The sequence below is a fragment of the Streptomyces sp. NPDC039736 genome (assembly GCF_055596485.1).
Genome location: NZ_JBVIUQ010000004.1, coordinates 180,388 through 198,425, shown reverse-complemented (window position 1 = coordinate 198,425; position 18,038 = coordinate 180,388). Strand labels below are relative to the sequence as shown.

The window sequence follows — 18,038 nt, the reverse complement described above, 5'->3', positions numbered from 1 at the left end:
AATGACCCCGCTCAACATCGGCCCCCATGTCGTGCAGCCGCCCGTGGTCCTCGCACCCATGGCGGGCATCACGAACGCCCCCTTCCGCACCCTCTGCCGTGAGTTCTCCGGCGGGAAGGGCCTGTTCGTGAGCGAGATGATCACGACGCGGGCGCTGGTCGAGCGCAACGAGAAGACGATGCAACTGATCCACTTCGACGCGACGGAGACCCCGCGTTCGATCCAGTTGTACGGAGTGGACCCGGTCACCGTCGGCAAGGCGGTCCGCATGATCGTGGACGAGGACCTCGCCGACCACATCGACCTCAACTTCGGCTGCCCGGTGCCCAAGGTGACCCGCAAGGGCGGCGGCTCGGCGCTCCCGTACAAGCGGCCGCTGCTGCGCGCGATCCTGCACGAGGCCGTGGGCAACGCGGGCGACCTGCCCGTGACGATGAAGATGCGCAAGGGCATCGACGACGACCACATCACCTTCCTGGACGCCGGACGCATCGCCGTCGACGAGGGCGTCACCGCGATCGCCCTGCACGGCCGCACGGCCGCCCAGCACTACGGCGGCACCGCCGACTGGGACGCCATCGCGCGCCTGAAGGAGCACGTGCCGGAGATCCCGGTGCTCGGCAACGGCGACATCTGGTCGGCGGACGACGCGCTGCGGATGGTCCGGGAGACGGGCTGCGACGGCGTGGTCGTGGGGCGCGGCTGCCTGGGGCGGCCGTGGCTGTTCGGCGACCTGGTGGCGGCCTTCGAGGGCCGCGCGGAGCGGGCCGCGCCCACGCTGCGCGAGGTCGCGGTGGTGATGCGGCGGCACGCGGAGCTGCTCGGCGAGTGGATCGGCGACGAGGCACGCGGTGTCATCGACTTCCGGAAGCACGTCGCCTGGTACTTGAAGGGCTTCTCGACGGGCGGCGAGATGCGCAAGAAGCTCGCCGTGTCCTCCTCGCTCGCCGAAATGGACGCTCATCTGAGCGAGCTGGATCTGGACCAGCCGTGGCCCGAGGGGGCCGATGGGCCTCGGGGGCGTACATCCGGAAATGGGCGGGTTGTGCTGCCGGATGGCTGGTTGGAGGACCCGTACGACTGTGCCGGGATCAGTGACGAGGCGGAGCTGGACACGTCCGGAGGGTGAGATCCGGGGTGCTCTGATGAGCGTACGCGCGAGTGATTCTCGCCACGCCTGATGCTGTACTCGCTCAGATGAGCGCTCAGCGGCGGGCTGCATTTTTCAAAGGGTGGCACCCAGTGCCACCCTTTATTTTTTCAATCCCCGGGATCAGACGTGACGGATCGTCGATCCGGACGGGATCTTCTGTGGCTCTGCGTGATCTTGCGTTCAATGCCTGAAGGAATGCGGTACGGGACGCGGGCGGCCGCAGCACTTTCGATCTGCTGGCGGACAGGCGGTTAAAGCCGTATGACGGTTAAGTGGACGTACCCAGACACCTTCGATCTGGGTATGTTCCTCGCCGTCAGGGCAGCCAACGCGTCTTCGAGGAGCCGAGACCGTGTCGGAAAACAAAGAACCCCACGTAGCGAAGTCTTCTTCCGGGCAGAAGTTCGTCTACGACTTCACCGAGGGCAACAAGGACCTCAAGGACCTTCTCGGTGGCAAGGGCGCCAACCTCGCCGAGATGACCAACCTGGGTCTGCCGGTGCCTCCGGGGTTCACGATCACGACCGAGGCCTGCAAGGTCTACCTCGACAGCGGCGACGCTCCCAAGGAGCTGCGCGACGAGGTCAGCGCCCATCTGGACGCCCTTGAGGCGAAGATGGGCAAGAAGCTCGGCCAGGCCGACAACCCGCTCCTCGTCTCGGTCCGCTCCGGCGCGAAGTTCTCCATGCCCGGCATGATGGACACGGTTCTCAACATCGGCCTCTCCGACGCCTCCGTCACCGGCCTGGCACAGCAGGTCGGCGGCGACGAGCGTTTCGCGTGGGACTCCTACCGGCGCCTCATCCAGATGTTCGGCAAGACCGTCCTCGGCGTGGACGGCGAACTCTTCGAGGACGCCCTGGAAGAGGCCAAGGCGGCCAAGAAGGTGAAGGTCGACACCGACCTGGAGGCCGCCGACCTCAAGAAGCTCGTCAAGAAGTTCAAGAAGATCGTCTCCGACGAGGCCGGCCGCGACTTCCCGCAGGACCCGCGTGAGCAGATGGACCTCGCGATCAACGCGGTCTTCGACTCGTGGAACACCGACCGCGCCAAGCTCTACCGCCGTCAGGAGCGCATCCCGGGCGACCTGGGCACCGCGGTCAACGTCTGCTCGATGGTCTTCGGCAACCTCGGCCCGGACTCCGGCACGGGCGTCGCCTTCACCCGCGACCCGGCCTCCGGCCACCAGGGCGTGTACGGCGACTACCTGCAGAACGCGCAGGGCGAGGACGTCGTCGCGGGCATCCGCAACACCGTCCCGCTCGCCGACCTGGAGTCGATCGACAAGGCGTCGTACGACCAGCTCATGCAGATCATGGAGACCCTCGAAACGCACTACAAGGACCTGTGCGACATCGAGTTCACCATCGAGCGCGGCCAGCTCTGGATGCTCCAGACCCGCGTCGGCAAGCGCACGGCGGGCGCGGCCTTCCGCATCGCCACGCAGCTCGTGGACCAGGGCCTCATCGACGAGGCCGAGGCGCTCCAGCGGGTCAACGGCGCGCAGCTCGCGCAACTGATGTTCCCCCGCTTCGACGACAGCGCGAAGACGCGGCTGCTCGGCCGGGGCATCGCCGCCTCGCCGGGTGCGGCGGTCGGCAAGGCGGTCTTCGACTCGTACACGGCCGTCAAGTGGTCGCGCTCGGGCGAGAAGGTCATCCTGATCCGCCGGGAGACCAACCCGGACGACCTGGACGGCATGATCGCCGCCGAGGGCATCCTGACCTCGCGCGGCGGCAAGACCTCGCACGCCGCCGTCGTCGCGCGCGGCATGGGCAAGACCTGTGTCTGCGGCGCCGAGGAGATCGAGGTCGACACCAAGCGCCGCCGCCTCACCGTCGGCGACACGGTGGTCGAGGAGGGCGACGTCGTCTCCATCGACGGCTCCTCCGGCAAGGTCTACCTGGGCGAGGTCCCGGTCGTCCCGTCGCCGGTCGTGGAGTACTTCGAGGGCCGCATGCACGCCGGCGCCGACGACGCCGACGAGCTGGTCGAGGCCGTGCACCGGATCATGGCGTACGCGGACCGCCGCCGCCGGCTGCGGGTGCGCGCCAACGCCGACAACGCCGAGGACGCGTTGCGGGCGCGGCGCTTCGGGGCGCAGGGCATCGGCCTGTGCCGCACCGAGCACATGTTCCTGGGCGAGCGCCGCGAGATGGTCGAGAAGCTGATCCTCGCGGACACCGACAATGAGCGCGAGGAGGCCCTCAAGGGGCTGCTGCCGCTCCAGAAGCAGGACTTCATAGAGCTCTTCGAGGCCATGGACGGCCTGCCGGTCACCGTCCGCCTCCTCGACCCGCCACTGCACGAGTTCCTCCCCGACATCACGGAACTCTCCGTGCGCGTCGCCCTCGCCGAGTCCCGCAAGGACGCCAACGAGAACGACCTGCGGCTGCTCCAGGCCGTGCACCGGCTGCACGAGCAGAACCCGATGCTGGGTCTGCGCGGCGTCCGCCTGGGCCTGGTCATTCCGGGCCTGTTCACCATGCAGGTGCGGGCCATCGCGGAGGCGGCCGCCGAGCGGCGCGAGGCCAAGGGCGACCCGCGTGCGGAGATCATGATTCCGCTGGTGGGCACCGTCCAGGAGCTGGAGATCGTCCGCGAGGAGGCCGAGGCGGTCATCGCGGAGGTCCAGGCGGCCACCGGGACAGACCTCAAGCTGGCGCTGGGCACGATGATCGAGCTGCCGCGCGCCGCCATCACCGCCGGGCAGATCGCCGAGGCGGCGGAGTTCTTCTCCTTCGGCACGAACGACCTGACCCAGACGGTGTGGGGCTTCTCCCGCGACGACGTGGAGGCCTCCTTCTTCACGGCGTACCTGGAGAAGGGCATCTTCGGGGTGTCCCCCTTCGAGACCATCGACAAGGACGGCGTCGGCTCGCTGGTCCGCTCCGCGGTGGAGGCCGGCCGCAAGACCCGTCCCGACCTGAAGCTGGGCGTCTGCGGCGAGCACGGCGGCGACCCGGAGTCCGTCCACTTCTTCCACGAGGTGGGCCTGGACTACGTGTCCTGCTCCCCGTTCCGCATTCCGGTCGCCCGGCTGGAGGCGGGGCGGGCGGCGGCCCAGTCGGCGGGCAGCGACAGCCGCTGACGCGGTTTCCCTTCCTCCGCGAGACCTCCGAGTCCGTCGCCGGGACTGCACCGTCCCACCCTCACCGCCCGGCGGCGGGCTCGGCTCCTCACGAAGCGGCGGCACCCTGTGCGGGGGTGCCGCCGCTTCGGCGTACCGGGCTTCCTGGGGCTGCGCTTCTGGCGCCCCGCCAGGGGCGCGGGGAACTGCGCGACCGGCCACGACGCGTCCGCAGTGAAACGGGGGCAGCCGCGCGGCGAGCGCTTCAGGGAAAGGGGCGGGTCCGGGGCCTCTTCTGCGTGAGCAGAACGGGGCTGAGGCGTTCGGTACGGGGCTGAGCTCTCGGCCTTGGCGGAGGAGCTTGCCCGGCGCAGGCGCTCACGCGAGGGGCGGCACCCGGGCGGGCCGGGAGCGGGAGGGGGCCGCCCCCTTGCCCGCCCGTTCCGCCCCCTTGGGGCGGCCCCGTCGCCCAAGGGAGCGGGGCGAAGCCCAAGGGGCCAGGGGTGGAGCCCAAGGGGCCGGGGGTGGAGAGCGGCTGCGGTGCCCGAGAGGCAGGGTGGCTGCGGCGACCGAGCGGGTGGGGGCGCTGGCGCCCGAAGACGGGGTGGAGTGGGGAGTCGTCCCCGCGGAGCGTGAAGCTTGGTCCTGGTGCGCGAAGGTGGCAGTTGAAAAGTTGACCTTCGCAGTCGGGGGTTCGCCGGGACTTCTCCCGGCGTTTCCCGGGCGGCGGCACCGGGCACGGCCGGCAGATCCCCACCTGCCGACCGCGCCCCGGCGCCTCGGCCGGACACCGATTCCGCCGGCCCCGCGCGTCGCCGTCAAGTACGGCGAAGCCCCCCACGGCCTTCACCGAACCCCTCGGACGTGCGGGGCGGCCGGTGTCCGACGTCGCTCAGCTTCGCCCCTGGCCTTCCGTCGCCGCGAGGCGTTTCAACTGTGGCCGAAAGGCCGTGGTGACGGGGCGTGAGGGCGTGCATACTCGTTCCCTGGGACGGTTGCGGATGCAACCGGTGGGCGAGGGTGGGGAGTTGGGCCGGTGGTGCTGCGCATCCACTTCACGGGGGAGGACCTCGCACGGGTGAGGCTCGCCGCACGGCCGGACGCCCTGTGGGAGACGGTCCTGAGCCTGCACCGGCTGCGGGACCGCCGGGGCGGACGGACGTACGGCGACTGGCGGGACCGGGCCCGCGCCGGGTGGGCGGGCGGCGGGGACGGCCGCCGGCTGCTGCGGGCAGTGGTGCCGCCCCGGGGGTACTTCCCCGACTTCCTCACGCCGGAGGAGGGCGCGGTGGGGTGGGAGGAGGGGCTGGCGGCCGTGCGGGGCACGCCCGACGGGCGGGTCGGAGCGGAACTGGCGGTGCTGGGCGGGGAGGTGGACGTACCGCTCGCCGGGCTGGTGGACGCCCTGGTCGACTACCACCGGGCGGTGGTCGCCCCGATGTGGCCGCATCTGCACGCACGGGTCGAGGCGGACCGGGCGGCGCGGGGGCGGGCGCTGCTCGACGGCGGCGCCGACGCGCTGCTGGCGTCGCTGCCGCCGGGGCTGCGGTGGCACTCGCCCGTGCTGGAGGCGGACTACCCGGTGGAGCGCGAGGTGTATCTCCAGGGGCGGGGGCTGCGGCTCCAGCCGTCCTTCTTCTGCCAGGGGGCGCCGGTGATGCTGTACGACCCGGGGCTGCCGCCCGTGCTGGTGTACCCGGTGGCGCACGCGCCGGGGCCCCCGAGTGAGCGGGCCGGGGCCTCGCTGGGGCGGCTGGTGGGGTCCACGCGGGCGGCGGTGCTGCGGGCCATCGACCACGGGTGCACGACCAGCGAACTGGCCCGGCGGGCGGGGGTGTCCCTGGCGTCGGCGAGCCAGCACGCGGGGGTGCTGCGGGAGGCGGGGCTGGTGGTGACGCTGCGGCACGGCAGCGCGGTGCTCCACTCGCTGACGCCGCTGGGCACGGCGCTCCTGCGGGGCAACGCGTAGGAGCAGCCGTAGCAGCCGTAGCAGCCCGGCCCTCGGCCGCACCGGGGCCCCTCGAACCGCGCTGAAGCCTCTCGGGCCGCCCCGAGCCCCCCGTACTGCCCCGAGCCCCCGCCCCGGGGCGTCAGTCGTCGATGCCCGAGCGTTCCACGCCCGCCACGATCCACCGCTGGAAGAAGAGGAAGACCAGCAGCAGGGGGAGGACCGAGACCGCCGCGGCGACGAAGAGCCCGTGCAGGTTGACCGTCTGGGCGGTGTTCAGGGTGGACAGCGCCACCTGCACCGTCCAGGAGTTCTGGTCCTGGCCGATGACCAGCGGCCACAGGAACGCGTTCCAGGCGCCGATGAAGGTGATGGTGGCGACCGCCGCGAACACGGGCCGCGAGTTGGGGACCACGATCCGCCAGAAGGTGCGCCAGTACCCCAGTCCGTCCACCCGCGCCGCGTCCTCCAGCTCCCTCGGGAAGCCCAGGAAGTACTGCCGGAAGACGAAACACGCGAAGGCCGAGAAGAGGGTGGGGATGATCAGGCCCCGGAGGGAGGAGACCCACCCCAGGGAGGAGACCAGCACGAAGCTGGGCACGAAGGTCACCGCGGCGGGGACCATCAGGGTGCCCAGGATCGCGTAGAAGACGGCGTCGGCGTGACGGTAGGGGATGCGGGCCAGCCCGTATCCGGCGAGCGCCGCGAGCAGCACCGTGCCCAGCGTCGTGGCGACCGCGATCAGCGCCGAGTTGAGCAGCGAGCGGGCGAAGGGGACCGTCGTGTCGGAGAAGACCTCGGCGATGTTGCCCCACTGGAGGGTGGCGGGGAAGAAGGTCCAGTCGGGGGAGGTGATCTCGGCGTCCGTGGACAGGCCGTTGCGGACCAGGAGGTAGAAGGGGATCAGGAAGAGCAGGGCGAGGGCGATCAGCAGCACCACGCGCAGCGCACGGCCCACGCGTACCAGGGCGTCGTTCATGACGGCTCAGTCCTCCTTGCTGCCGAGGCCGAAGAAGCGGGCCTGGAAGACCGTCACCAGCGCGATGATCAGCGCCAGGATGATCGCGCCCGCACTGCCCAGACCCAGGTTCTGCCCCTGCCCGAGGGCCGTGTAGTAGAGGTAGACCAGCGGCGGCCGGGCGTACGGCGGATAGCCGCGCGAGTCCGAGAGCAGGTTGTAGAACTCGTCGAAGGCCTGGAAGGCGTTGATGACCAGCAGCAGGACGACCGCGACCGACGTCGCCCGCAGCAGCGGGAAGGTGATGTTCCGGAAGACCTGCCAGCCCGGACGGGCCCCGTCGACGGCGGCCGCCTCGTACAGCGTGGGGGAGATGCGCTGCAGGCCCGCCAGGAAGAGGATCATGTAGAACCCCGCCTGGAGCCAGAGCCGTACGGTCACGATGACCAGCCAGTACCAGGGCGGCGAGGTCGTCGACAGCCACGCCGTCTGGTCCGCGCCGAACCAGCCGAGCACGGTGTTCGCCAGCCCGAACCGCACCCCGTTGAAGATCGACATCTTCCAGATCAGGGCCGCCACCACGTACGAGCAGGCCGCCGGCAGGAAGAACACCGACCGGAAGAAGGCCTGCGCGAAGCGCAGCCGGTTCACCATCAGCGCCAGCGCCAGCGAGAGCGCGTACGTCGCCGGGACGATGAAGGCGGTGAAGAGGGCGAAGGTGCCGAGGCTGCCGGTGAACGCCTCGTCGCCCAGCATCGCGGTGTAGTTGTCGAGGCCGACGAAGTCCGTGGGCACGACCGTGTTGCGGGCGTCGAAGAAGCTGAGCCAGAGGCTCCAGAGCAGCGGTACGTACGTGAACAGGCCGAGCCCGATCGCGAAGGGGCCGACGAACACCCAGAACCACAGCGTCCGGTTCTGGGCGCCGAGCAGCCGCTCCCGCACGGTCCTTTCCGCGGCCTGCGTCACGAGGTCTTCTTCTGTACGCGCTGAAGCTCCGTGTTCGCCGTGCGGATCACCTTCCTCAGCTCCGTTTCCGGGTTCGCACCGTCCTTGACGATGCGGCTCAGCGCGTCCTGGTAGGCGGTCGCGGACGCCGGGGTCCACAGGAGGGGCTGCGCGTAGGCGTTCTCCGTCGCGTACCTGACCGCGTCGGCCGCCGCCCCCTGCTTCAGCTTGTCCGCCTTGCGGGCGAGCGAGACGCGGGCCGGGATGTGGAAGCCGTAGGAGAGCGCGAAGTCCGTCTGGTACTGCGCCTGTTCGATCCAGAGCCACTTGACGTACGCCTTGGCGGCGGCCTGCTGCTTGCTGCGGGCGTTCACCGCCGCCCCGTACGCCCCGACCGGCACCGACGGCTTTCCGCCGCTGCCGTCCTTCGGGAACGGCAGCACGCCGAAGTCGTCACCGAGCGCCTTCTGCACGGCGGGCAGCGCCCACAGGCCCGACCACTGCATCGCGGTCAGCCCCTGGATGAAGGCGGAGGGGTCCGACCAGTCGGTGGGCGCGCCGAGCAGGAGCGACTTGTCGGCGTACAGTCGGCGCAGCTTGCCGAGCGCGCGGGCGGCGGCCGGGTCGTCGAAACCCACCTTGCCGTCCTCGGTGACCAGGGAGAGCCCGGCCGCGTACAGCGGGGTGCCGCCGACGGCGCCCGCGCCGCCGTCGTTGCCGAGGAAGAGCCCCTTGGTCTTCTCGTCCGTCAACGCGGCCGCCGCGTCCACGAGTTCGTCCAGGGTGCGCGGCGGCCGCACGCCGGCCGCCTCGAGCAGGCTCCTGCGGTAGAAGAGGAGCTGCGTGTCGACGACCTGCGGGACGGACCAGATCTTCCCTTCGTACGTCTTCGGGGCCAGCACGGCGGGATTGAAGTCCCCCCGCACCCCCTCGAACAGGTCGGTGAGGTCGACCACCTGGCCGCCCCGGATCTGGTCCAGCGTCGGCCCGTTGACCTCGAACACGTCCGGTCCGTCGGCGGTCAGCAGGGCCGCCGCGGTCTGCTGGTCGTAGTTGCCGGGCCGCCACTGCACGGTGACCTCGGTCTTCCGGTACGCCGCCGCGTACCGCCGCACGGCCTGCTCGGTGCCGGGCTCCCCGTACTGGTGGTACCACTGGGTGATCCCCGGCCCGCCGCTCGCGTCACCCCCGCCCCCCGAACCGCCGTCCTCGCGGCCGGTGTTGGAGCCGCAGGCGGTGAGGGCGCCGCCGGCGGCGAGCGCGGTGCCGGCGGCGAGGAACGTGCGGCGGCTGATCGACATGACGTGTTTCCCCCAGTGCTTCCCGGTGGTCGGTCGTCGGACCCGGCCATCGTGCGGACGGACCTCCCAACGATCAACCATGCGGGGGGATGACGACCAGTGTGTTGCGCCGGTGTGTCGCTTCGTGAGACGGGAGCGGCGGTGCTTCCGGCCCGTGCCCGCTTCCCGCCGTCGGCGAGCAACTCCCGCAGTACGTCCAGGTGTTCCCGCCGGAGGACTTCGCCGCCGTCACCGCGTCCGCGTCGCCCGGCCCGCAGGGCGTCCGCCGGGACGCGGTCGGCGACGCGCCTGACGTGTTCCGGGGAGGTCTGCGGCTTCACCGGGCCGTCGTTCGAATCCTGTGTCATTTTTCTTCCCCGGGGGCGATGAGTTTCGCGATCACCCCTGGTCTACATCTGTGCAGGGCGACGGCAAGCGGGCCGCGCCCGACGAGCGGGACGACGAGAGACAGGGACGCACACCATGGCGACGTACCAGCAGATGATCTTCCTCAACCTTCCGGTCAAGGACCTGGAGGTGTCGAAGAACTTCTTCGCCAAGCTGGGTTACGGCTTCAACGAGCAGTTCAGCGACGACAGGACCGCCTCCATGGTGGTCAGCGAGACCATCGTCGTGATGCTGCTGACCGAGCCGCGCTTCAAGGAGTTCACGACGAAGCAGATCACGGACACCGCCACCCACACCGAGGCCCTGATCGGCATCAGCGCCGAGAGCCGGGAGAAGGTCGACGAGCTGTGCGACGCGGCGCTGGCGGCGGGCGGCACCGCGGCCAACGAGCCGCAGGACCACGGCTTCATGTACGGCCGCTCCTTCCAGGACCCGGACGGCCACATCTGGGAGGTCGTCTGGATGGACTCGGCGGCGGTCGAGGGCTGAGCGGCCGGGCACGGAGCGGGTGGGGGTTCGGTTTGTCCCACCCCCGGTGTCCGTGCCCGCACGATGGAGGCGCGCGGGCCCTGCCGACAGCATGGAGGCATGGACATCGCCGCGCAGTCGCAGACGAGGGCAGTGAGGGGCCGGAGGTTTCCCGGGTGGCGGGAGATCGGGCGGGAGCCGTTCCGCCCGGAGACCTGGCGGCGGGCGGGGTATCTGGTGCTGGCCGTGCCGGTGAGCGTGCTGTGTGTGCCGCTCGCGGTGGTGGGCGGGCCGGTGGGACGGGTGCAACGCGCGCTGCGGGAGCGGGTGCTGGGGGAGCGCTTCGGCTTCGAGGTGCGGGAGCGCGGCGGCGCGACGGCCGCCGCGGTGTACGTCCTGGCGGCCGTGCCGTTGAGTCTGGCCGGGCTCGTGGTGACGGCGTACTGGTGGGCCGTGGTGGCCCTCAACCTCGGGTATCCGTTGCGGCCCGGCGTCGACCCGACGGACGCCTGGGGCGGGCCCGCCCTGGCCGGGGCGTGGGTCGTGCACGGCATCGGCGGAATCGGATTCCTGCTGCTCGCGCCGTGGGTCGGGAAGGGCTTCACCGCCCTGCAGACGCGGCTCGCCGTCGGGCTGCTCGGGCGGGACGGGCGGGGCCGCGGACGGGCGCTCGGGTTCGCGGCGGGGGTCGTGCTGGTGTGCGGGCTGCTGTCCGTGCCCGTCGTCCATCAGCTGTAGGGGGCTTCGGTGACCGCTGTGACCCGCTCGTTCAAGGCGCTGCTGCACGCGCTGCTCGCCTTCCCCCTGGCCCTCGTCGGCATGCTGCTCGTCGTGGCCGGGCTGCTGGCGGGCGGGGCGCTCTCGGTCACCGCGCTCGGGCCGTGGCTGATCGCCGCGACCCTGCGCGGTGCGGGCGCGCTGGCTTCCGTACAACGCGCCCTGGCGGGGCGGCTGCTGGGGGTACGGGTCGAGGACCCGCCGCCGCTGCCGCCTGTCGGCGGGCCGTTCGCGTGGCGGCGGGCCGTGCTCGCCGACCGGCGGGCCCGGCGGGCGGCCGGGTGGGTGTGCCTGGCACCGCTGCTGGCGCTGCCGGGGCCGGCGGTCGCCGTCGGCGGATACGTGTACGGGCTGCTGTTCCTGCTCCATCCGCTGCTGCGCCACGTCAACCACACCACCGTCCGCACCCCCGACGGCGGGGAGCGGCGGGTCTCGCTGGAGGTGTTCGGCGCGCAACTGGACACCTGGCCGCGGTGGCTCGCCGTGGTGGCGGTGGGGGCGCTGCTGCTCGCCGCCGCCCCGCGGCTCGTACGGCTGGCCCTCCGTCCGTACGAGAGGGTCCTGCGTTCCCTGCTCGGCCCGGGGGCCGCCGACCGGCGCATCCGCGCGCTGGAGGAGACCCGCGCCCGGGCTGTCGAGGACGCGGACGCCACCCTGCGGCGCATCGAACGCGACCTGCACGACGGGACGCAGGCCCGGCTCGTCGGCCTGGGCATGCACCTGACGATGATCAGGGAACTGGTGGCGGGCGGAGCGCCGGACGAGCAGGTGCTCGCGGTCGTCGAGACCGCGCGGAACAACGCGAAACAGGCCGTCGCCGACCTGCGGGTCCTGGTCAAGGGCATCCATCCGCCGGTCCTCGACCAGGGCCTGGACGCCGCCCTGGCCACGCTCGCGGCGGACAGCCCGCTGCGGGTGGAGGTACGGGTGGGGATCGGTGAAAGGCCCTCCCCGGCCGTCGAGTCGATCGCCTACTTCTGCGCAGCGGAACTGCTCGCCAACGCGGCCAAGCACAGCGGGGCGGACGCCGTGGAGATCGAGGCCGTGGGCGACGGAGAGACGCTGAGCGTGGTCGTACGGGACGAGGGGTGCGGTGGCGCGGCCGTCGGGGCGGGCAGCGGGCTGACCGGTCTGCGTGGACGGGTCGGGGCGGTGGACGGGATGCTGCAGTGCGACAGCCCGGCGGGCGGGCCTACGGTGGTGCGCGTCGTACTGCCGTACCGGTGAGTGGCGGTTCGGCCGTGCCCCGCCGGGCCGCGCAAGACGTCCTGCCGTGCCGTTGAGAGGAATCGACCCACCATGCGCGTTGTCGTCGCCGAGGACTCGGCGCTGCTGCGGGACGGACTCGTCCAGCTCCTCGGCATGCGGGGCGTGGCGGTGGTCGCGGCCGTGGGCGACGCGGACGCGCTGCTGGCGGCGGTCGCCGAGCACGCGCCGGACGCGGCGGTCGTCGACGTGCGGATGCCGCCGACGCAGACGGACGAGGGGCTGCGGGCGGCCGTCGAGATCCGGCGGGCGCATCCGGGGACCGGGGTGCTGATCTTCTCGCAGTACGTCGAGACGAAGCACGCGGCCGAGCTGCTGGGGAGCGGCGCCGGGGGAGTCGGCTACCTGCTCAAGGAGCGGGTGGTGGACATCGGGGAGTTCGTCGACGCGCTGCGGCGGGTCGCCGCCGGGGGCACGGCCCTCGACCCGGAGGTCGTCTCGCAGCTCCTCGGCGCGAGCCGGCGCGGCTCGGCGCTGGACGGGCTGACGCCGCGCGAACGGGAGGTGCTGGGACTGATGGCGCAGGGACTCACGAACCAGTCGATCGCGGCACGGTTCGTGGTGTCGGAGCGGGCGGTGGAGAAGCACGTGGCGAACATCTTCGCCAAGCTGGGGCTCGCGGTGGGCGAGGGCGGGCACCGCAGGGTGCTGGCGGTGCTGCGCTATCTGGAGGGGTGAGGAGCGGGCCGGGTACCGGGAGGGGTGAGGAGCGGGCCGGGTGCCGGGAGGGGGGAGAGCGGGTTGGACACCGGGAGGGGTGCGGGGCGGGCTGCCCCGCACCCCTCCCGGCGCCGGTCAGATCCGGAGCTCGCCCATCTCGCTCCAGTCCGTCTGGCCCTCGATCGTCGTGCTGACGATCTGCGGGGTGTGCCGCAGCAGCGGGCGCATGGCCTCCAGGCCGGCCCGGAAGTGGTCGGAGTTCACATGGGCCTCCGCCGCGTCGTCCTGGAAGGCCTCCACCAGGACGTACTCGTTCGGGTCCGCGACACTGCGCGACCAGTCGAACCACAGGTTGCCCGGCTCGGCGCGGGTGGCCGCGGTGAACGCCGCCACGTGCTCCGGCCAGGACTCGACGTACTCGGGCTTTACCGGAAACTTCACCACAATAAAGATCATTGGCCCATTCTAGACCTGCCCTTAATCCCCGTTCAGGCCTCCCTCAAGGCTGCCTTAAGAATCTTCCCGGACCGCCCTGACCAGCCACTACGCCCCTGACCGCGGCCTAGTTTGGCAACCGTGACGACCCAGGCCCCCGCACCGCCCCAGCCGGACGCCTACCCGGCCCTCTCGGCCTACCTCTCCCGGACCGCCCGCCGGGCCGCGCCCCGGACCGCCCGCCGGGCCGCGCCCCGGGCCGCCGCGCCCGGCGCCCCGGCGGCGGAGCCCGTCCGCGTCCCGCGGGTCACGCCCGGCGCCCTGCGCGCCGGCATCCTCACCGGCCTCGGCGCGGTCTGCCTGGCCTGGGGCGTCCAGGCCGTCCCCTCCTTCCGGCTCGACGCGCTGTTCGCCGCCGGGGCGCACCTCAGCGGGCTGCTCGCCGGGTACGGGGTCCTCGTCCTGCTCTTCCTGATGGCCCGCGTCCCCGCCGTCGAGCACGGCGTCGGCGCCGACCGGCTCGCCCGCTGGCACGCGCTGGGCGGACGGTACGTACTGTCGCTGTGCGCGGGCCACGGCCTGCTCGCCCTGTGCGGACACGCCGCCCACACCGGCGCCGACCTCCTCTCCGCCGCCGTCGAACTGCTCGGCTACGCGGGCATCCTCACCGCCGCGCTCGGCACCGTGCTCCTCGCCGTCGTCGGCGTCACCTCCGCACGCGCCGCCCGCACCCGGCTGCCGTACGAGACCTGGCGGGCCCTGCACCTGCTCACCTACCTCGGCGCGGCCCTCGCCTTCGCCCACCAGCTCGTCGGCCCCGACGTGGCCGGCAGCCCGCTCACGCTGTGGCTGTGGGCGATGCTGCACGCGAGCGTGGGCGTGCTGCTGGTCTGGTACCGGGCGGTGGTGCCCGTACGACAGGCCCTGCGGCACGGCCTGCGGGTGCGGGAGGTACGGGACGAGGGGCCGGGCGTGGTGTCCGTGCTCGTCCAGGGCGTCGGGCTCGACGAACTGCGGGCCGAGCCGGGCCAGTTCTTCCGCTGGCGGTTCCTGCACCGGCGGCTGTGGCACACCGCGCTGCCGTTCTCGCTGTCCGCGCCGGTGCGCGACGACGTGCTGCGGATCACCGTGAAGGCGGCCGGCGACCACACCCGGCGGCTGCGCCGGCTGCGCCCCGGCACCCGGGTGCTGGCGACCGGGCCGTTCGGCGCGCTCACCGCGCACCGGCGCACCCGGCGCAAGGTGCTGCTGCTCGCGGGCGGGGTCGGGATCACCCCGATGCGGGCCCTGTTCGAGACGCTGGAGTGCGCGCCGGGGGAACTGACCCTGCTCTACCGGGCGCGCAGCGAGGCGCAGTTGGTACTGCGCGAGGAGCTGGAGGCAATCGCCCGGGCGCGGGGCGCGGGGCTGCGCTTCCTGCTCGGCCCCTCCGACGGCGCGTACGATCCGCTCGCCCCGCAGGCGCTGCGCGCACTGCTCCCCGACCTCGCCGAGCACGACGTGTACCTGTGCGGGCCGCCCGGGATGGCCGATGCGGCGATGGCGTCGCTGCGGCGGGCGGGGGTGCCCGAGAGGCAACTGCACGTCGAGATCTTCCGCTTCTGACGCCCACCGCGTTCCGACCTCCGAGGACTTGGCCATGACCCGTCACCGCAGACCGCTGCCCGTCACCACCGCCGCCGTCGCCCGCCGGGCCCGTACCCGGGTCGCCGTGGCGCTCTTCGGCGTGAGCGCGCTCGCCGCGACCGTACTGGCCGCCGTCGTGGAACCGGCTGCCCCGCCGGCCCCCGACCGGGCGCCGGAGGTGACCGCGGACCGGGGTCCTGCTGTCACCTCGGACCGGGTTCCCGCTGTCACCTCAGGTTTGGCTCAAGTATCCGAGAAGTAAGTGGTGCCCCCGCCTCGTGCTCCGTACTGTCGTGCCCATGCCCGATATCTCGATCACCGCCGTCCTGCTCCTGTGCCTCGCCGCCGCCACAGCCGGGTGGGTGGACGCGGTGGTCGGCGGCGGAGGGCTCCTGCTGATCCCCGCGCTGGTCATGGGCCTGCCGCCCGGCATGGCGGGCACCTTCGCGCTCGGCACCAACAAGGCCGTCGCCATCGTCGGCACCACGGGCGCGGCCGTCACGTACGTCCGCAGGACCCCGATCGACGTGAAGATCGCGCTGAAGGTCGGCGTCGCCGCCGTCGCGGGCTCCATGTCCGGGGCGCTGTTCGCCGCCGGGATCAGCGACGCGCTGCTGCGGCCCATGATCATGGTGGTGCTGGTGGGCGTCGGCACCTTCGTCATCTTCCGGCCCAGCTTCGGCACCGCGCCCGCCACCGGCCCCGCCACCAGGCGGCGCGTCCTCGCCGCGATCCTCCTCGCGGGCTGCGGACTGGGCTTCTACGACGGCCTGTTCGGGCCCGGCACCGGCACCTTCCTGGTACTCGCGCTCACCGCGCTCCTGCACTTCGACATGGTCAACGCCTCCGCCACCGCGAAGATCGTCAACGTCTGCACCAACGCGGGCGCGCTCGTCATGTTCGCCGTCCAGGGGTACGTCCTGTGGCAACTCGCGCTGCTGCTCGCCGCGTTCAACCTCACCGGAGGTCTGATCGGAGCGCGCACTGCCCTGAAGAAGGGCAGCGGGTTCGTGCGGGTGGTGCTGCTGGTGGTGGTGTTCACGCTGGTCGCGAAGCTGGCGTACGACCAGTGGGTGGCGTGAGGTCCGTACGGCTCACGCTCGTACGGCTCACATTCGTGGGGGTGGAGTTCGTACGGCTCACGTTCGTACGGGTGGAGTTCGTACGGGTGACGTGCGTACGGGCGGCGCTCTCGACGACCGTCCGCACCCCCGTGAGGTGGGCGAAGACCACCACGTTCCCCCGGTAGCCCTTGCCCTCGACGAAGCCGCCGCCGCAGGTGATCACTCGCAGCTCGGGCCGGGCGGCCTGCCCGTAGACCTTGCTGTCGGGGAAGGCGGCGGCGTCGTACACCTCGATCGCGTCGATGGTGAAGACGGCGGTACGACCGTCCTCGCGCAGCACCTCGACGGTGTGGCCCCTGCGCAGCGAGCCCAGGCGGTAGAAGACCGCCGGGCCCTCCGCCGTATCGACGTGGCCTGCGACGACGGCGGTGCCAGGGCTGCCGGGCGCGGTGCCGTCCTGGTACCAGCCGGCGATGTTCGGCTGGTCCCGCGGCGGTACGTCGAGGCTTCCGGCGGCGTCCAGGCCCAGGCGCATGACCGGGGTGTCCACGCTGATCCGCGGGATGCGCAGGCGCACCGGCTCGGAGGCCGGGAGCGGGGCGACGGCGGACCCGTCACGTGTGCTGCCGACCCGCTCCGCGGCCGCCCGGCCCGCGTGCTGGGGGGCAAACGCCTCGGCCGCGGAGGGCTGGGGCGGCGGGGCGGCCGGAGAGGCGCCGCCCTGGATCAGCCACACACCGGTCAGGACGGCGAGCGCGAGGGCGGCGCAGTGGGCGCGGAAGCGGACGGCGTCGGCGGGGGAGAGGGCGGGGAGGCGGGGCAGGCGGGGTGGCTGGGGTCGGGGAATCCTTGGCACGGGGGTCCTCCCGCTGGCATACGTGCTGGTGGTGGCCGGTGGGACGGACGTCCCGCGCCCCCGCCCGGGGCTCATGGTGAAGGGCGGGGACACGGGACGGTGGCGGGCGACCGCAGGGGCCCGTGCTTCCGCACGGGCCGCGCGGCCGCTAGTGCGAGCCGCTCGCCCGGCGGCGCAGCAGCCAGGTGCCGCCCACGGCGGACGCGACCAGGACGGCCGCCCCCGCCGCGATCCGGGGGGAGCCGGGGTCGGCCGCGGCGGTGCCGCCGACTCCGGTGCGGACGTGGCCGGTGGGGGCGGTGTGGCTCGGAGAAGGGGCCGTGCCGGCGGTGACCCAGAGCTCGCCCGTCGCGGACCGCTTGCCGTCGGTGCAGGACACGGTGACCGCGTACGCGCCCTTGGCCGTGTCCGACGGGACCGTGAACTGTCCGACCAGCACTTCCCGGTGGGTGCCGGTCGTCATGGTGAAGTCACCGACGCCGAGCGAGGACGCGTCGCCGGTGCCGGGCCTGCCGGGGCCGCAGGCGGTGGTGTTCACGGTGACGACGGTGCCGGGGGAGGCGGTGGCGGGGTGGAACTCCAGCTTCCCGGAGGGCGCGCGGCCCTCGGTGAGGGCGCCGGGGGCGGCGGAGGGGTCGAGTGCGGGGAGTGGGTCGGTGCCGGTGCCGGTGCCGGTGCCGGCGTCGGCGTCCGTGCTGATGTCGGCTTCCGTGCCCGTGTCCGTGCCCAGGCCTGTGTCCGTGCCCATGCCCGTGTCCGTTTCCGCGTCTGTCTCGGTCTCCGGGTCTGTGCCCGCGTCCATGTCCGTGCTCGTGTCCGTGTCCATGTCCGGTGCGGCGGGTGCGGCGGACATTTCGGCGGGGTCGGGGAGGTCGGCCGCCCGAGCCACGCCGCCGGCCGTGCCGCTCAGCGCGAGTCCGGCGACGACGAGCGCGGCGAGGGCCGTTCCGGTCGGCCGGGGGCGGCGGCTGGGGTGGGGCGGGGAGGGCATGGGCCGGCTCCTTCGGGGCGGTGGGGGCGTACGGGTGGGACTTCCGCTGCTTCGAGGTAAGCGGCAGGAGGCCGGGGCCGCCTCCTGAGGGGGGTGTGCTGTGGGGGTCGGAGGTGGGGCTCCTCACCCGTCC

15 protein-coding genes and 1 pseudogene are annotated in these 18,038 nt (G+C 72.5%); 10 read left to right on the top strand and 6 right to left on the bottom strand.

From position 1 onward, the window contains the following. Position 1: 1 nt before the first annotated feature. From dusB to ACZ56L_RS14190, 3 genes are all read left to right on the top strand, one after another. A complete protein-coding gene (dusB, locus tag ACZ56L_RS14200) occupies positions 2–1,129 on the top strand; it encodes a tRNA dihydrouridine synthase DusB (RefSeq protein WP_471064116.1) in 1,128 nt (375 codons plus the stop codon). Between the two features lie 376 nt (positions 1,130–1,505). Continuing rightward, entirely contained in the window at positions 1,506–4,244 is a 2,739-nt protein-coding gene (gene ppdK / locus ACZ56L_RS14195; protein WP_471064114.1) for a pyruvate, phosphate dikinase, read from the top strand. Between the two features lie 1,018 nt (positions 4,245–5,262). Then, positions 5,263–6,192, top strand: a complete 930-nt coding sequence (locus tag ACZ56L_RS14190; protein ID WP_345226484.1) for an ArsR/SmtB family transcription factor — start codon at positions 5,263–5,265, stop codon at positions 6,190–6,192. Positions 6,193–6,313: 121 nt separating this feature from the next. On the opposite strand, the gene ACZ56L_RS14185 is transcribed toward ACZ56L_RS14190, so the two are convergent. From ACZ56L_RS14185 to ACZ56L_RS14175, 3 genes are read right to left on the bottom strand one after another with little or no spacing between them, the layout of a single operon-like run. Then, a complete protein-coding gene (locus tag ACZ56L_RS14185) occupies positions 6,314–7,150 on the bottom strand; it encodes a carbohydrate ABC transporter permease (RefSeq protein ID WP_345223140.1) in 837 nt (278 codons plus the stop codon). A gap of 6 nt (positions 7,151–7,156) precedes the next feature. Beyond that, on the bottom strand, positions 7,157–8,095 hold the full coding sequence (locus tag ACZ56L_RS14180; RefSeq protein WP_471064112.1) for a carbohydrate ABC transporter permease: 939 nt from the start codon (positions 8,093–8,095) through the stop codon (positions 7,157–7,159). Further along, complete coding sequence (locus tag ACZ56L_RS14175; RefSeq protein ID WP_471064110.1) at positions 8,092–9,375, bottom strand: ABC transporter substrate-binding protein; 1,284 nt, start codon at positions 9,373–9,375, stop codon at positions 8,092–8,094. The genes ACZ56L_RS14180 and ACZ56L_RS14175 overlap by 4 nt, the downstream gene beginning before the upstream one ends. A 462-nt stretch (positions 9,376–9,837) precedes the next feature. Between ACZ56L_RS14175 and ACZ56L_RS14170 the strand changes: the two genes are divergently transcribed. The 4 genes from ACZ56L_RS14170 (at position 9,838) to ACZ56L_RS14155 (ending at position 12,951) form a co-directional block, all read left to right on the top strand. Beyond that, positions 9,838–10,251, top strand: coding sequence for a VOC family protein (locus ACZ56L_RS14170; protein ID WP_345223143.1), 414 nt, complete (start codon positions 9,838–9,840; stop codon positions 10,249–10,251). A gap of 99 nt (positions 10,252–10,350) precedes the next feature. Beyond that, a complete protein-coding gene (locus ACZ56L_RS14165) occupies positions 10,351–10,968 on the top strand; it encodes a hypothetical protein (RefSeq protein WP_471064108.1) in 618 nt (205 codons plus the stop codon). 9 nt (positions 10,969–10,977) lie between these two features. Continuing rightward, on the top strand, positions 10,978–12,234 hold the full coding sequence (locus tag ACZ56L_RS14160) for a sensor histidine kinase (RefSeq protein ID WP_468686099.1): 1,257 nt from the start codon (positions 10,978–10,980) through the stop codon (positions 12,232–12,234). Between the two features lie 72 nt (positions 12,235–12,306). Continuing rightward, entirely contained in the window at positions 12,307–12,951 is a 645-nt protein-coding gene (locus ACZ56L_RS14155) for a response regulator transcription factor (RefSeq protein WP_345223146.1), read from the top strand. A gap of 117 nt (positions 12,952–13,068) precedes the next feature. Here ACZ56L_RS14155 and ACZ56L_RS14150 read toward each other — a convergent pair whose 3' ends face one another. Beyond that, entirely contained in the window at positions 13,069–13,389 is a 321-nt protein-coding gene (locus tag ACZ56L_RS14150) for a putative quinol monooxygenase (protein ID WP_401757126.1), read from the bottom strand. Positions 13,390–13,500: 111 nt separating this feature from the next. Here ACZ56L_RS14150 and ACZ56L_RS14145 point away from each other — a divergent pair, with 111 nt between their 5' ends. Genes ACZ56L_RS14145 through ACZ56L_RS14135 form a run of 3 tightly spaced genes read left to right on the top strand, consistent with a single transcriptional unit; the run spans position 13,501 to position 16,076 of the window. Next, a complete protein-coding gene (locus ACZ56L_RS14145) occupies positions 13,501–14,973 on the top strand; it encodes a ferredoxin reductase family protein (RefSeq protein WP_471064105.1) in 1,473 nt (490 codons plus the stop codon). A 34-nt stretch (positions 14,974–15,007) separates the two neighbouring features. Then, positions 15,008–15,256, top strand: coding sequence for a hypothetical protein (locus ACZ56L_RS14140; RefSeq protein WP_468686097.1), 249 nt, complete (start codon positions 15,008–15,010; stop codon positions 15,254–15,256). 37 nt (positions 15,257–15,293) lie between these two features. Continuing rightward, positions 15,294–16,076, top strand: coding sequence for a TSUP family transporter (locus ACZ56L_RS14135; protein ID WP_471064103.1), 783 nt, complete (start codon positions 15,294–15,296; stop codon positions 16,074–16,076). Between the two features lie 121 nt (positions 16,077–16,197). Here the strand turns inward: ACZ56L_RS14135 and ACZ56L_RS14130 are convergent. Further along, positions 16,198–16,803 (bottom strand): annotated as a pseudogene (locus ACZ56L_RS14130) (class F sortase); the annotation flags it as partial. 259 nt (positions 16,804–17,062) lie between these two features. Continuing rightward, positions 17,063–17,905, bottom strand: coding sequence for a hypothetical protein (locus ACZ56L_RS14125; protein WP_471064101.1), 843 nt, complete (start codon positions 17,903–17,905; stop codon positions 17,063–17,065). Positions 17,906–18,038 lie beyond the last annotated feature (133 nt).

Coding starts and splice junctions, on each gene's coding strand:
- dusB (WP_471064116.1), top strand. CDS start 2: ATGACCCCGCTCAACATCGGCCCCCATGTCGTGCAGCCGCCCGTGGTC.
- ACZ56L_RS14185 (WP_345223140.1), bottom strand. CDS start 7,150: ATGAACGACGCCCTGGTACGCGTGGGCCGTGCGCTGCGCGTGGTGCTG.
- ACZ56L_RS14175 (WP_471064110.1), bottom strand. CDS start 9,375: ATGTCGATCAGCCGCCGCACGTTCCTCGCCGCCGGCACCGCGCTCGCC.
- ACZ56L_RS14170 (WP_345223143.1), top strand. CDS start 9,838: ATGGCGACGTACCAGCAGATGATCTTCCTCAACCTTCCGGTCAAGGAC.
- ACZ56L_RS14165 (WP_471064108.1), top strand. CDS start 10,351: ATGGACATCGCCGCGCAGTCGCAGACGAGGGCAGTGAGGGGCCGGAGG.
- ACZ56L_RS14155 (WP_345223146.1), top strand. CDS start 12,307: ATGCGCGTTGTCGTCGCCGAGGACTCGGCGCTGCTGCGGGACGGACTC.
- ACZ56L_RS14150 (WP_401757126.1), bottom strand. CDS start 13,389: ATGATCTTTATTGTGGTGAAGTTTCCGGTAAAGCCCGAGTACGTCGAG.
- ACZ56L_RS14140 (WP_468686097.1), top strand. CDS start 15,008: ATGACCCGTCACCGCAGACCGCTGCCCGTCACCACCGCCGCCGTCGCC.
- ACZ56L_RS14135 (WP_471064103.1), top strand. CDS start 15,294: ATGCCCGATATCTCGATCACCGCCGTCCTGCTCCTGTGCCTCGCCGCC.
- ACZ56L_RS14125 (WP_471064101.1), bottom strand. CDS start 17,905: ATGCCCTCCCCGCCCCACCCCAGCCGCCGCCCCCGGCCGACCGGAACG.